Source organism: Rugamonas fusca (assembly GCF_014042365.1).
Classification (GTDB): Bacteria; Pseudomonadota; Gammaproteobacteria; order Burkholderiales; family Burkholderiaceae_D; genus Rugamonas; species Rugamonas fusca.
Genome location: NZ_JACEZS010000015.1, coordinates 109,501 through 123,130 on the forward strand (window position 1 = coordinate 109,501; position 13,630 = coordinate 123,130).

Annotated in this window: 10 protein-coding genes; 7 read left to right on the forward strand and 3 right to left on the reverse strand. The window is 68.6% G+C overall.

The annotated features are described in order from the left end of the window. The first annotated feature begins 48 nt into the window (after positions 1–48). From H3H36_RS17670 to H3H36_RS17700, 7 genes are all read left to right on the forward strand, one after another. Positions 49–1,470: a peptidylprolyl isomerase gene (locus tag H3H36_RS17670; protein ID WP_182219415.1), complete on the forward strand. Its 1,422-nt coding sequence runs from the start codon at positions 49–51 to the stop codon at positions 1,468–1,470. Positions 1,471–1,479: 9 nt separating this feature from the next. Next, complete coding sequence (gene pdxA / locus H3H36_RS17675; protein WP_229219964.1) at positions 1,480–2,583, forward strand: 4-hydroxythreonine-4-phosphate dehydrogenase PdxA; 1,104 nt, start codon at positions 1,480–1,482, stop codon at positions 2,581–2,583. 14 nt (positions 2,584–2,597) lie between these two features. Beyond that, positions 2,598–3,377: a 16S rRNA (adenine(1518)-N(6)/adenine(1519)-N(6))-dimethyltransferase RsmA gene (gene rsmA / locus H3H36_RS17680; RefSeq protein WP_182219416.1), complete on the forward strand. Its 780-nt coding sequence runs from the start codon at positions 2,598–2,600 to the stop codon at positions 3,375–3,377. Between the two features lie 165 nt (positions 3,378–3,542). After that, positions 3,543–5,117 (forward strand): c-type heme family protein, encoded by a 1,575-nt coding sequence (locus tag H3H36_RS17685; RefSeq protein WP_182219417.1) that lies wholly within the window; start codon positions 3,543–3,545, stop codon positions 5,115–5,117. Between the two features lie 12 nt (positions 5,118–5,129). After that, the gene (locus H3H36_RS17690) at positions 5,130–8,873 is read left to right on the forward strand and encodes a response regulator (RefSeq protein ID WP_182219418.1); all 3,744 of its coding nucleotides are present in this window, start codon (positions 5,130–5,132) and stop codon (positions 8,871–8,873) included. Between the two features lie 4 nt (positions 8,874–8,877). Further along, positions 8,878–9,705 (forward strand): CheR family methyltransferase, encoded by an 828-nt coding sequence (locus tag H3H36_RS17695; RefSeq protein ID WP_182219419.1) that lies wholly within the window; start codon positions 8,878–8,880, stop codon positions 9,703–9,705. Next, positions 9,698–11,062 (forward strand): hybrid sensor histidine kinase/response regulator, encoded by a 1,365-nt coding sequence (locus H3H36_RS17700; protein WP_182219420.1) that lies wholly within the window; start codon positions 9,698–9,700, stop codon positions 11,060–11,062. Before H3H36_RS17695 ends, H3H36_RS17700 begins: the two co-directional genes overlap by 8 nt. A 31-nt stretch (positions 11,063–11,093) precedes the next feature. Here H3H36_RS17700 and H3H36_RS17705 read toward each other — a convergent pair whose 3' ends face one another. The 3 genes from H3H36_RS17705 to H3H36_RS17715 all read right to left on the reverse strand — a co-directional run bounded on the left by H3H36_RS17705 (position 11,094) and on the right by H3H36_RS17715 (position 13,561). Further along, positions 11,094–12,062: an IS1595 family transposase gene (locus tag H3H36_RS17705; protein ID WP_182219421.1), complete on the reverse strand. Its 969-nt coding sequence runs from the start codon at positions 12,060–12,062 to the stop codon at positions 11,094–11,096. Between the two features lie 226 nt (positions 12,063–12,288). Then, positions 12,289–12,891: a hypothetical protein gene (locus H3H36_RS17710; protein WP_182219422.1), complete on the reverse strand. Its 603-nt coding sequence runs from the start codon at positions 12,889–12,891 to the stop codon at positions 12,289–12,291. Positions 12,892–12,940: 49 nt separating this feature from the next. Beyond that, a complete protein-coding gene (locus H3H36_RS17715; protein WP_182219423.1) occupies positions 12,941–13,561 on the reverse strand; it encodes a hypothetical protein in 621 nt (206 codons plus the stop codon). Between the last annotated feature and the right edge of the window lie 69 nt (positions 13,562–13,630).

The window sequence follows — 13,630 nt, forward strand, 5'->3', positions numbered from 1 at the left end:
CCCCGCCCGATTGACTTTTTTACCCCTGACACATGAGCGTTCTCCATTATGCGTAAAGCCAGTATGCACCACACGAAGATCGCAGCGCTGTTGCTGTGCGCCGCCGCCACCTCGGGCTGCAGCATGTTCTCGAGCAAAAAGACGCCGGCCCCGGCGCCCGCGCCCGTGGCCGCCCCGGCCGCCGCCGCGCCCACCGCCGCCGCGCCCAAGGCCGCCGCCGCCAAGGCCAGCGCCACCACGCCGATCGACTCCATTGCCGTCGTCGTCAACGATGACGTCATCACGCGCCAGGAACTGGCGGCCCGCATCGCCGCCGTGACCCAGCGCATGAAGGCGCAGAACGTGGCCCTACCCGACGCGGCCGACCTGCGTCACCAGATCCTCGAACGCATGATCGTGGAACGGGCCCAGATGCAGATGGCCAAGGAGTACGGCGTGCGGGTGGACGACACCATGCTTGACCGCGCCATCGGCCGCATCGCCGAGCAGCAGAAGATGACGGTGCAGGAATTGCGCAACCAGATGGAAAAGGAGGGCACCACCTTCGCCGCGTTCCGCGAGGAGATCCGCGACGAGATCATCATGCAGCGCCTGCGCGAGCACGAGGTGGACGCCAAGATCCAGATTTCCGAGGCCGAGGTGGACAGCTACCTGGCCGCCGAGAAGGCCGCCGCCGCCGAGCAGGTGGAGCTGAACCTGTCGCAGATCATGATCCGCATTCCCGAAAACGCCACGCCGGAAGTGATCGCGGCCCGCCGCGAACGGGCCGAGCAGGTCATGCGCCAGCTGCGCACGGGCGCCGACTTCGCCAAGATGGCCGCCTCGTTCTCGGACGCCAGCGACGCCCTCAAGGGCGGCGAGATCGGCTGGCGCAACGCCGACCACCTGCCGCCGCTGTTCGCCGATGCGCTCACCAAGCTCAAGGCCGGCCAGGTCACGCCCATCATCAAGAGCGTGGGCGGGTTCCACATCCTGAAGGTGGTGGACCGCCGCAGCGTGGCCGAAGGCCAGGCCGCCGCCGCCGTCCAGCAGACCCACGCGCGCCACATCCTGATCAAGGTCACGCCCACCATGAGCGCCTACGACGCCAAGCGCAAGCTGATGGACCTGAAGGAGCGGCTCGACAACAAGGCCGCCAAGTTCGAGGACCTGGCGCGCCAGTTCTCCAACGACGGCTCGTCCGTCAAGGGCGGCGACCTCGGTTGGCTGTACCCGGGCGACACGGTGCCCGAGTTCGAGGCCGCCATGAACGCGCTCAAGCCCGGTGAAGTGAGCCAGCCGATCGAGACCAGCTACGGCTACCACCTGATCGAAGTGTTGGAGCGCAAGAGCGACGACATGTCCAAGGAGCGCCAGCGCAATGCGGCGCGCCAGGCCATCCGCGAGCGCAAGCTGGCCGAGGCCGTGGAGGACTGGCAGCGCGAAGTGCGCGACCGCGCCTACGTGGAATTCCGCGACGAGACCAGGTAAGGAGCGACCATGAGCATGCCGCAGCCAACTTCGCCCGCGTCGGCGCGCCGCCCCGGCGTGCGCCCGGCGCTTGGCGTCACGGTGGGCGAGCCGGCCGGCATCGGCCCCGAGCTCGCCATCCGCGCCGCCTGGGCGCGCCGCCACGAGGTCAACTGCGTGCTGCTGGGCGACGCGGCCTACCTGGCCATGCTGGCCGGCGAGATCGATCCGGCCATCCGCCTGTCGTCGCTGTCGCTGCAGGCCGTGCGCAATGGCGGCCTGCCCCATTTCGGCTTTGACCGCCTGAGCGTGATCGACGTGCCGCTGGAAGCCCATGTCCACCCCGGTGTGCTCGACAAGAACAACGGCCGCGCCGTGCTGGCCACGCTGGACGCGGCCATCGAAGGCGTGCGGGCCGGCTGGTTCGAAGCCATCGTCACGGCGCCGCTGCAAAAGAGCACCATCAACGATGCCGGCATTGCGTTTTCCGGCCACACGGAATACTTCGCCGCCCAGACGCACACGGCGCAAGTGGTGATGATGCTGGCCGGCCAGCCGCAAGGCGTGGCCGGCGCGCCGCCGCTGCGGGTGGCGCTGGCCACCACCCATCTGCCCTTGAAGGACGTGGCGCAGGCGCTCAGCCAGGAAGGCCTGGCCCGCATCCTCGACATCATCGCCCACGACCTGCGCGTCAAGTGCGGCATCGCCGCGCCGCGCATCCTCGTCACGGGCCTGAACCCGCACGCGGGCGAGGGCGGCTACCTGGGGCGCGAGGAAATCGACATCATTAAACCGGCCATCGCGGCCGCCCGCGCGCGCGGGCTGGACGTGACGGGCCCGTATCCGGCCGACACCCTGTTCCAGCCCAAGTACCTGCAGCAGGCCGACTGCGTGCTGGCCATGTACCACGACCAGGGCTTGCCGGTGCTGAAGTACGCCACCTTCGGCCACGGCGTCAACATCACGCTGGGCCTGCCGCTGATCCGCACCTCCGTCGACCATGGCACGGCGCTCGACCTGGCCGCGCAGGGCGTGGGACTGGCCGACTGCGGCAGCATGGAAGCGGCCATCGATAGCGCGCTGCGCATGGCCGAGGCCAGCCGCGCGGCCGGCTATCCCCCTTATCACCCATAACAAGAAGAACCCGCATGAAACACGTCGCCCGCAAACGCTTCGGCCAGAATTTTTTACATGACCAGCACGTGCTGGACGCCATCACGGACGCCATCGCGCCCACGCCGGGCGACGCCATGGTGGAGATCGGCCCCGGCCTGGCCGCCATGACGGAGCAGCTGATGCGCACCGTGACCCACATGCACGTGGTGGAGCTGGACCGCGACCTGGTGGCGCGGCTGGAAAAGACCTATAGCCGCGCCAAGCTCACCATCCACGCCGGCGACGCCCTCAAGTTCGATTTCTCCACCATCCCCGTGCCGGCCGGCCAGAAGCTGCGCGTGGTGGGCAACCTGCCGTACAACATTTCCAGCCCGCTGCTGTTCCACCTGGCCCAGTTCGCGCCGCTGGTGCAGGACCAGCACTTCATGCTGCAAAAGGAAGTGGTGGAGCGCATGGTGGCTGAACCGGGCAGCAAGACCTACGGCCGGCTGTCCGTCATGCTGCAATGGCGCTACCAGATGGCGCTGCTGTTCGTGGTGCCACCCGAAGCGTTCGACCCGCCGCCCAAGGTCGATTCGGCCATCGTGCGCATGGTCCCCGTGGCCGAGCCGCTGCCGTGCGACCAAGCGACGCTGGAGGCGGTGGTGCTGAAGGCGTTCTCGCAGCGCCGCAAGGTGATCCGCAACTGCCTGGCCGGCATGTTCACCGAGGAGCAGATCGTGGCCGCCGGCATCAACCCCACCGACCGTCCCGAGGCGATCGGCCTGGCCCAATACGTGGCGCTGGCCAACCTGCTCAAGCCTGCCGCCTGACGCGATCGGGGGACGCCCAGACCGGGGGGGCACCGTCCAGGACAGCGCCGCCGGCGTGGGGCGCGCAGACCACAGCGGGCCTCATCGTCCCCACGGCGGTACCCGCCGGGCGGCAATTGAGCTATGCTGGCAGCAACGGACACCACGCCGACGCGGCCAGACACCATGACGACAGCGGCCCCCCGCTCCCTATTCTGGAAACTGTTCCTGCCCATCGGGGCCGCGCTGGGCCTGTGCGCGCTGGCCGCCGCCATCGTCGTGCCGCGCTACATCGAGCGCAACGCCGAGCGGGAGGCGGTCACCGCCGCGCGCGAGACGGCGCGCCAGTTCACCCTGCTGCGCCAGTACTACACGGCCAACGTGGTGGCCAAGGTGATGGCCCACCCCGGCCTGCGCGCCGGCAGCGACCACCTGGACCACCCGGACACCATCCCCCTGCCGGCCACCATGGTGCTGGAGCTGGGCGAACTGCTGCGCGATTCCGGCGTCAACCTCAAGCTGTACAGCCCCTATCCGTTTCCCAACCGGGCCAACCGTGTGCTCGACAGCTTTGGCGAGGACGCCTGGGCTTATTTCCAGCGCCATCCCGACCAGGCCTACACCCGCACCGAGCGGCTCGGCCGCGCCACCGTGGTGCGGGTGGCGTTGGCCGACAAGATGATCGCCCAGTCCTGCGTCGACTGCCACAACAGCCTGCCCGGCAGCCCCCGCACGGACTGGAAGCTGGGCGATGTGCGCGGTGTGCTGGAAGTCGATTCCAGCCTGCAGCTGGAGACGGGGCGGCGCGCCATCTATGCCGTGCTGGCCACGCTGGCCGCCCTGTTGCTGCTGGCCGGCCTGTTCCTGCGGCTGTTCTACCAGCGCGCCATCGCCGGCCCGCTGGAGCAGGCGCTGGCGGCGATCGGCGCCCTCACCGCCGCCAGCGACGCCAAGGTGGCGGCGGCCCAGGCCATCGCGGCCGGCGACCTGGATCGGGACCTGGCCCCGGTGCCGGCGCTGGCCTTGCACGGCGCCGCGCCCGGCAATGATGAACTGGGCAGCCTGCTGCGCTCGGTGCAGCGCAACCTGGAACTGCAGCGCGCGCTCGATGGCGCGTTCGCCGCCATGCTGGTGTCGCTGCGGGCCGCCCGGCTGCGCGACACGGAGCGCGACTGGCTCAAGACCAGCCAGAACGAGCTGGCCGAAGCCATGCGCGGCGACTTCAGCACGGCCGAACTGGCCGACCGCGTGCTGCGCTACCTGGCGCAGCGGCTGGGCGCCGGACTGGGGGCGTTGTACCTGGTGTCGGGGGCCGACGGCGCGCTGGAACGGGTGGCCACCTACGCGCTATTGAGCCGGCATGACGCGCCGGCCCGGCTGGCGCCCGGCCAGGGCTTGCCGTGGCAAGCCTTGCGCGAACGGCGCATGCTGTGCCTGGATCCAGTGCCGGCCGATTACATGGCCATCGGTTCGGCGCTGGGCACGGCCCGGCCCACGGTACTGACCGTGTGGCCGCTGTGGCACGGCGACACGGCCGTCGGGGTGCTGGAACTGGGCGCGTTCCGGCCCTGCACGGCGCTGGAACAGGAGTTGATGGCGCTGGTGCGCGAAGCGTGCGCGCTCAGCTTCAGCATGCAGCAGGCGCACCGGCACACGGAGCGGTTGCTGCGCCAGGCCCGCGAACAGCGCGGCGGCGACGTGGCGAACGGCGGGGCGCGGCCCCACGTCTCCGGCGGCGGCCAGGCGATCGATGGCGCATAGGGAGGAGTGAGCTTGTTCACAGCGTTTCTGGGCCGCCTGATGCTGCGGCAAAAATTCCTGCTGCTGGCGCTGCTGGGCTGCGTCACGGTGGCCATCCCCACGGGCCTGTTCCTGAACGAAGCCAGCAAGACCGTCGCCATGGCGCGGCAGGAGGCGGATGGCATCGGGCCGGCGCGATCGCTGCTGGCCGTGGTGCGGCTGGTGCAGCAGCACCGCGGGCTGGCATCCATGGCGCTGGCCGGTGACGCGCCGTCGCGCGCGCCGGCCATGGCCAAGCTGCGCGAGGCCGACCAGGCGTTCATGCAAATGGAACCCCAGGTGCGGCGCCTCGACGAACGCGACATCAGCACCGCCTGGTTCCGCATCCTTGAGCAGTGGAGCGCGCTGTCGGCCCAGGATGCCCAGGGCGCGCTCACGGCGGCCGACAGCTTCGCGCGCCACAGCGCCCTCATCGCCCAGTTGTTGCGCTTCAACGACAGACTGATCGACCATGCCGGCCTGCGGCTGGACCCGGAGCCCGATTCCTATTTCCTGATCGACGCGCTGCTGGTGCGCGCGCCCGCGTTGCGCGAGACCCTGGGCCAGTTGCGCGGCGCCGGCGCCGGCCTGCTGGTGCGGGGCGCGGCCGACATGGATGAACGCATCGCGATCGCCTCGCGCGTCGATCGCGCCGCCGACTACTACCACGCCATCGACGACGCGCTGGCGATCGCCCTGGCCCACAACGCGGACTTGCGCACCCGGCTGCCCGACTTGCAGCGCGGCAGCAGCGCCCATGGCGAGCGGGCGCTGCGGCTGGCGCGCGAGCAGCTGGTGCGGCCGGCCCGGCTCAGTTACGGGGCGCCCGCCTACTATCGCCAGCTCAGTGAGGCCATCGACGTCGAACACCGGCTGGCCGATGCGGGGCTGGACGCGCTGCAGCGAGTGCTGGCCGCGCGCGTGGCCAGCCAGTACCGGGGCGAGGCCGTGCTGGTGGGCGCCGTGCTGCTGCTGTGCGTGCTGGCCGTGGCGCTGGGCCGCGTCATCATCGGCTCCGTGACCGGGCCGCTGGGCCAGGCGCTGGACGCGGCCCGCGTGCTGACGGCCGGCGCCAGCGACAAGATCGAGGCGGCCGGCGCCATCGCGCGCGGCGACCTGGAACGGCGGCTCACGGTGGCGCCGCTGCCGTCCATGGCGCTGGTGGCCGGGGCGCAGGACGAAGTGGGCGAGCTGCAGCGCGCCGTGCTGCGCATGGGGCAGGTGCAAAGCACGCTGGACCAGGCTTTCCTGAAGATGCTGGATGCGCTGCGCGAGAGCCGGCAGCAGGGCGAGCGGCGCGACTGGATGATGCAAGGCCAGAACGAACTCAATCTGCGCATGCGGGGCGAACTGGAAACGGCGGTGCTGGCCGAGCGCGTGCTGTCCTACCTGTGCCCGCGCATCGGCGCCGGCGCCGGCGCCTGCTACCTGTACGACGAGGCCAGCGGGCAGTTGCGTCCCGTGGCCGGCTACGGGCTGCCGCCGGCCGGCGCCAAGGCGGTGCCGCTGGCGCTGGGCGAAGGCGTGCTGGGACAGGCGGTACTGGAACGGCGCACCATCGTGCTGGATCCGGTGCCGCCCGGCTACCTGACCATCGCCTCGGCGCTGGGACGGGCCACGCCGGCCTGCGTGGTGGTGCTGCCGCTGCTGCACGGCGCCAACGTGGTGGGCGCGCTGGAGGCGGGCGCGTTCCGGCCCTACGGCGAAGCGGAACTGGCGTGGCTGGAACTGGTGCGCGAAGGCGTGGCCATCGGCTTTGACGTGGGCCTGTCGCGCCAGCGCACGCGCGCGCTGCTGGCCGAGACGGAGCGCCAGGCCGAGGAATTGCGCCTGCAGCAGGAGGAACTCCAGCAAAGCAACGAGGAACTGGAGGAGCGGGCCGACCTGCTGGAACGCCAGCGCGAGCAGATCCGCGCCAAGAACGCGGAAGTGGAGCAGGCCAGCCGCGAGATCTGGCACAAGGCCGAGGAGCTGCAGCGCATCAGCGCCTACAAGAGCGAGTTCCTGGCCAATATGTCGCACGAGCTGCGCACCCCGCTCAACAGCATGCTGATCCTGTCCGGCCTGTTGCGCGACAACCGGCCCGGCAACCTCACCCCCGAACAGACGGAATACGCCAGCACCATCCACGCGGCCGGCAAGGACTTGCTTAACCTGATCAACGATATCCTTGACCTGGCCAAGGTGGAGGCGGGCCAGGTCGATTGCCACTACGAGGATGGCGCGCCGGCCGAACTGCTGGCCGCGCTGGACAGGCTGTTCCGCCCGGCCGCCGAGCAAAAGGGCTTGCGCCTGTCGTTCGCGCTGGACGCGGCCGTGCCGCCCCGCTTGCGGCTCGACGTGCAGCACACGGTCCAGGTGCTGCGCAACCTGCTGGGCAACGCCATCAAGTTCACGGCCCGCGGCGAGGTGGCGTTGCGCGTGTCGTTGGCGCCGTCCCAGGAAGGACGGCCGGCGATGCTGTCCTGCGCCGTCAGCGATACCGGCATCGGCGTGCCGGAAGGCCAGCAGCAGCTGATCTTCGAAGCGTTCCGCCAGGCCGACGGCGGCATTTCGCGCCACTATGGCGGCACGGGGCTGGGGCTGTCGATCTCGCTGCAACTGGCGGCCCGCATGGGCGGCAGCCTGTCCCTGCACAGCGTGGCGGGCCAGGGCAGCACCTTCACGCTGCTGCTGCCGCTGCAGGCGGCCCACGGTGACGCGGCCGTCGCCGCTGGCGCACCGGATGAGGCCAACGCCGCCACCGTCAATGACATCGGCGCCGTCGTGGGCGCCACCGCGGGCGCGGCGCATGGCCCGGCCGCGCCACCCGGCGCGCCGCTGGGAGCCGCCGCACCGGCCCCGTCGCCAGCGTCCGGCCTGACGGGGACGCATGGCGCGGAGAGTGCGGACAGCGCGGCCCGGCACGACCCCGGCGCGCCGTGGCGCGTGCTGGTGCTGGAAGACCGGCCAGCGGCCGCCAGCAGCTTGTGCAGCCAGCTGGCCGCGCGCGGCCTCGCGGCCGTGGGCGCGCGCGGCGCGGCCGAGGCGCAAGCGGCGCTGGCGGGCCAGCGCATCGGCTGCCTGGTGCTGGACCTGGACCTGGAACTGGCCGGCGTGCCGGCGCCGGCGCTGCTGGAACAGGTGCAGCAGCTGGCGGGCCAGCCGCTGCCCGTGGTGCTGCACTCGGCCCGCGAGCTGGACGCCGACCAGCAGCGCAGCCTGCGCCAGCACGCCGACAGCATCGTGCTGCGCGGCGAGCGCAGCGCCGAACGGCTGGCCGACGAGGTGGCGCTGTGCCTGCATGCGGCCGCGCAGCGCCAGGCCGTGGCCAGGACGGTCGTGCGCCGGGGCGCCAGCGCGGCCTTGCCGGGGGAGGCCCCGTTTGAAGGGCGCAAGATGCTGATCGTGGACGACGACATGCGCAACGTGTTTTCCCTCACCAGCCTGCTGACGGACAAGGGCGCCGTGGTGGTGGAGGCGGAAAACGGCAAGGAAGCCTTGCGCCAGCTGGAGCAGCACCCGGACGTGTGCGTGGTGCTGATGGATATCATGATGCCGGAAATGGATGGCTACCAAACCATGCGCGCCATCCGCGCCCAGCCCCGCCACCGCACGCTGCCGCTGATCGCCATGACGGCCAAGGCCATGCAGGGCGACAGCGAGAAATGCATGGCGGCCGGCGCCAGCGACTACCTCGCCAAGCCGCTCGACACGGTCAAGCTGTTGTCGCTGCTGCGGGTCTGGACCCAGGGCTGAAGCCATGCACGCGGACCCCATCGAGGACGTGGAAGTCGCGCTGCTGCTGGAGGGCGTGCGGCAAGTGTACGGCCACGACTTCCGCCAGTACGCGCCAGCCTCGCTCAAGCGCCGCCTGCGCCTATGGCTGGCCGGCTCGGGCTGCGCCACCTTCTCGCGGGCGCAGGAGCGGCTGCTGCGCGAGCCGGCCCTGTTCGCGTCGCTGCTGCAGGGGATCACGGTGCACGTGACGGACATGTTCCGCGACCCGCCATTCTTCCTGGCCTTGCGGCGCCAGGTGCTGCCCTTCCTGCGGACCTACCCGTTCGTCAAGATCTGGCTGGCCGGCTGCGCCAGCGGCGAGGAAGTCTACGCGCTGGCCATCCTGCTGCACGAGGCGGGCATGCGTGGCCGCTACCGGCTGTACGCCACGGACCTCAGCGAACAGGTGCTGCACCAGGCGCGCGAAGGCATTTATCCGCTGCGCCAGTTGCAGGCCTTCACCCGCAACTACCAGCACAGCGGCGGCACGGCCCAATTCGCCGATTACTACACGGCGCGCTACGACCATGCTATCGTCATGTCTGCGCTGAAGGAAAACCTGGTGTTCGCCCAGCATAACCTGGTGACGGACACCGATATCGGGGAGATGCACATGGTCATCTGCCGCAACGTGATGATCTACTTCCAGGCCGCCCTCAAGGAACGCTGCCTGGCGCTGTTCGACGGCTGTTTGCAGCCGGGTGGCTTCCTGTGCCTGGGCATGAAGGAGGGGCTGGACGGGCGCGCCATCGCGCCCCGCTATGACGCGCTGGCGCCGCGCCTGCGCATCTACCGGAAGCGCTATGTGTAGCGCCGCCGCGCGTGGGCTGGCAGACGACGCCGGCGCCGGCACCCTGGTGCCCGTGCCCTTGTTGCTGGTGGACGACCGGCGCGAGAACCTGGCCGCGCTGGCGGCCCTGCTGGAGGACTTCGGGCTGGCGCTGGAACTGGTGAGCGCCGAGTCGGGCAACGAGGCGCTGCGTCTGAGCTTGCGCCACGACTTCGCGCTGGTGCTGCTGGACGTGCAGATGCCGGACATGGATGGCCTGGAAACGGCGGCCCTGCTGCGCGCCAATCCCAAGACGCGGCAACTGCCCATCGTGTTTGTCACGGCCGGCATGACGGAGCAGCCGCACCAGTTCGCCGGCTATGAGCTGGGCGCCGTCGACTACCTGATCAAGCCGATCGAACCGCTGGTATTGCGCAGCAAGGTCACCATGTTCTGCGAACTGTATCGCCACCGGCGCCACCAGGAGACGCTGGTGGCCGAGCGCACGGCCGAGCTGTCGGCGCTGGCGCGCGAACTGGGCGAGGAAGTGCGGGCCCGCCGCGCCGCCGAGCAGACGCTGCGCCAGTTGAACGAGGAACTGGAGCAGCGCATCGACGACCGCACGCGCGAGCTGCGGCGCGCCATGGAACAGATCGTGGAATCGGAGAAGCTGGCCTCGCTGGGCGGCATCGTGGCCGGCGTGGCGCACGAGCTGAATACGCCGCTGGGCAACATCATGCTGGTGGCCACCGCGCTCGACGAGCGTTTCGGCGCGTTCGCCCAGACCGTGCAGGATGGCCAGCTCACCCGCAGCGTGCTGGCCAAGGCGGTGGCGGATTTTCGCGAGGCGAGTGCGCTGCTGCTGCGCAGCGCCGGGCGCGCCAGCGAGTTGATCGAAAGTTTCAAGGCCGTGGCGGTGGACCAGACCAGCGCCCGCCGGCGCGTGTTCGATGTGCGCGTGGCCGTGTCCGACATCCTCAACAGCCTGGGCACGAGCTTGCGCCACGCCCAGGTGCGCACCGTGGTGCGGATTCCCGACGGCATACGGATGGACAGTTATCCGGGCGCGCTGGAACAGATCATCAGCAACCTGATCAGCAACTCCATCGTCCATGGTTTCGACGGCAAAGGGGGCGAGATCGTGATTGACGGGCGCCAGTGCGGCGACAAGGTGGAACTCGAATATTGCGACAACGGCGTAGGCATCGCGCCCGAGTTGCAGCACAAGGTGTTCGAGCCGTTCTACACGACGCGGCTGGGGCAGGGCGGTTCCGGACTGGGCATGTTCATCGTCCACAACCTGACCCACGGCACGCTCAAGGGCGAAATCCGCATCCGCAGCGCCGTGGGCGCCGGCATGGCCGTGACGCTGACACTGCCGGCCGTGGCCCCGGCCTGAACGCGGCCCGTGGCGCGCGGATAAAAAAAGGCTATGTCACCGGTAAGTGTTGAAAGTCTCCGAGCGCGGTCCTTAACAGAAGGTCTGGAGAATCGATTCGCTGCGCATCCAAAGCCCAGCGCCATCCCAGATAATTGGGCAGGTAGTGTGTCGCTACGCCATGGAAGCGATCTAGCCATTCGCGAAGACGGCTGTGATAAGCGTTCACGTTTTGCACATGTATGGCGCCCCTGACTCGCTGTCCTTGGCGCAGATTGACAGCCTGATGAGAAATACCCGCGTCACGGGCAAAGTACCGATACGCGGCATTGGAGTCGCTGACCAGCAAGATGTCTTCGTCCACCACGGGCGGCAAGCACCGTTTGAGTTGGGCCTTCGTGACGGGCCCCTTGCCGGCGACAAAATCGATCGTCTGCCCCGTCCGATCGCGGGCCACGAGAACGCATACTTGCTCATCGGAGATTCCCCGCTTGCTGGCTGGTCCACCGCGCTTATGGGGAGGACGCTCAAGATACCGGGCACCTTTCTCCGACTCGAGAAAGTAGATCTCATCGGCCTCAGTAATGCCATGCAGATGTAAAGGACGGTCAGTCTTGGGTAAGGTGAGAAAACGGTGACGCCAGCGAAAACTGGTGTTTCTATGCACATCAACGTAGTCAGCCGCTTTGCGCACCGTCCTAGTGGTCAGCAAGCATTCCATATAGTCCAACCACTTCGACTTGTAGCGCAGGTGCGCCAGCGGCGTGCCAGTCAACGCGTTAAAGGTCTTAGCGCAGGCCTTACAGCGAAAGCGTTGCAAGCCATGCGCCTGACCATGCCGTGTCATGGCCGTTGCCTTGCAGCGTGGGCAGGCCAGACTGGTGCGAGCCGCTTGCTCAATTAGCTCGACCACACCGCCCTGATCACACGGATCGTGAAGCAGCCTGACAATTTTCTCCCGCTGTCGCCTGGTTAATTGCCCAACCTGTTTGATGAAATCTTCAAATTGTCGCGCATCCATGGCTTGCTCCTCTGGCGTCGAGCCTTTACATCCTTAGAGCTCGAGTATTAGCGGAGGTTCCACACTTGCCGGTGACATAGCCTAAAAAAAAGCCCGCTCATCAGAGCGGGCTAAATCCAATTCTTCTTAGGGAGTTGGAGGAGACAGGTGCAGTATGCTGCGGCGCGGCATATAAAGCAAATTTATCTTTCCAATATCCACTATTCAAAATTAATATATCTCGCGCTCAGATGCACGTCACCAGCACGTTGCTGATGGGTTTGTCGTGCATGACGCCCGTGCCGTTGGTCACGGTGCAAGTCTGGCCGACGGGCTGGGTCAGCACGGTCACGCCATAGGCATTGCCGTCGAACACGTTGCCCATCTGGAAGCCGATGCTGACGGATGGATCGGTGCCGGGCGTGACCGGACCGGCGGAGGCGCCGCCGCCATTGATCAGCACCAGGCCGGTGCCGGTGCTCTTGAGGCCAACCACGCTGCCACTCAGCAGGTAGCTGTTCTGGGTGCACTGGACGGTCACCAGGATGGAGCTGGTGTGGCCGGCCGAACCGCTGCCGTTGAACACCTGGCAGTTCATGTGGTCGGGCGGGGTCTGCTGCACCACGTTGTAGTTATCGCCGTAGGCCACTTGGCGGGCGAAGGTGAAGGTGGTGGCGCCGGCCGGCACCGACAGGGTGTCCGTGCCGTTGGCCAGCACCAGGCCGGAATTGGTCAGCGGACCGGCCGTGCTGATCACGCCGGATACGTCGAACATGGCTTTGCCGCCGCAGCCAGCCAGCACCAGGGCCAGGGCCAGCGCCGCAGTGGCGCGCAGGGTCGAAATTTTCATGGGGTTCTCCAAATAGTGGGCAGGGTGGCGCCGCGCGGCGCCGCCGGTGTTATTTGCTGCAGCTCACGTTCAGCGTGGTGACTTTGGCGGCCGGCATCACGGCGGCCGGGCTGTTGACCACGCACTTGACGGTGGGGTTGCCATTGTCATCGGTCGGCTGGGCCAGCACGGTCACGCCGTAGTTGCTGCCGTTCGGCACTTCCGTGGGGAAGGTGAAGCTGACGTCGGCGCCGGCCGTCGCAGGCGCCGCCACGGGCACGGTCTGGCTGCCGTTGGCCAGCACCAGGCCCTTGCCCACCAGGCCGTGCACGGTGCCGCCCAGGCTGTAGGTGGCGGTGTGGCAGGTCACGATGGCCTGGCGCACGGTGTAGATGTTGGCCTTGCCCTTGTTGTACTGGATGGTCGTGTCGCAAGTGGCCAGCGCGGGGTCGGGTTGGGTCTTGATCTCGATGTCGAACGAGGCGTCGTTGGCCACCAGGTCGGGGAAGGTGAACGTGGTGTCGCCCGCCGCCGGCGACACGGTGGACGAACCATTCTGCAGCACCAGGCCGGGTTTGGTCAGGCCCACGATGGTGCCGCCCAGTTGCAGGCTGCCGGAGCCGCCGCCGCAGCCAGCCAGGGTGGCGCCGCACAGCACGGCCAGGCCGGCACGCAGGTACAAACTTTTCATAAACACTCTCTCCAAATCGAATAGGGGCAGGGGCGGCATGCCGGGGGCGTGGCCGCGGCGCAGGGCGCC

Excerpts from the sequence above, each read along its gene's own strand:
- H3H36_RS17670 (WP_182219415.1), top strand. The coding sequence starts at position 49 with ATGCGTAAAGCCAGTATGCACCACACGAAGATCGCAGCGCTGTTGCTG.
- pdxA (WP_229219964.1), top strand. The coding sequence starts at position 1,480 with ATGAGCATGCCGCAGCCAACTTCGCCCGCGTCGGCGCGCCGCCCCGGC.
- rsmA (WP_182219416.1), top strand. The coding sequence starts at position 2,598 with ATGAAACACGTCGCCCGCAAACGCTTCGGCCAGAATTTTTTACATGAC.
- H3H36_RS17685 (WP_182219417.1), top strand. The coding sequence starts at position 3,543 with ATGACGACAGCGGCCCCCCGCTCCCTATTCTGGAAACTGTTCCTGCCC.
- H3H36_RS17695 (WP_182219419.1), top strand. The coding sequence starts at position 8,878 with ATGCACGCGGACCCCATCGAGGACGTGGAAGTCGCGCTGCTGCTGGAG.
- H3H36_RS17700 (WP_182219420.1), top strand. The coding sequence starts at position 9,698 with ATGTGTAGCGCCGCCGCGCGTGGGCTGGCAGACGACGCCGGCGCCGGC.
- H3H36_RS17705 (WP_182219421.1), bottom strand. The coding sequence starts at position 12,062 with ATGGATGCGCGACAATTTGAAGATTTCATCAAACAGGTTGGGCAATTA.
- H3H36_RS17710 (WP_182219422.1), bottom strand. The coding sequence starts at position 12,891 with ATGAAAATTTCGACCCTGCGCGCCACTGCGGCGCTGGCCCTGGCCCTG.
- H3H36_RS17715 (WP_182219423.1), bottom strand. The coding sequence starts at position 13,561 with ATGAAAAGTTTGTACCTGCGTGCCGGCCTGGCCGTGCTGTGCGGCGCC.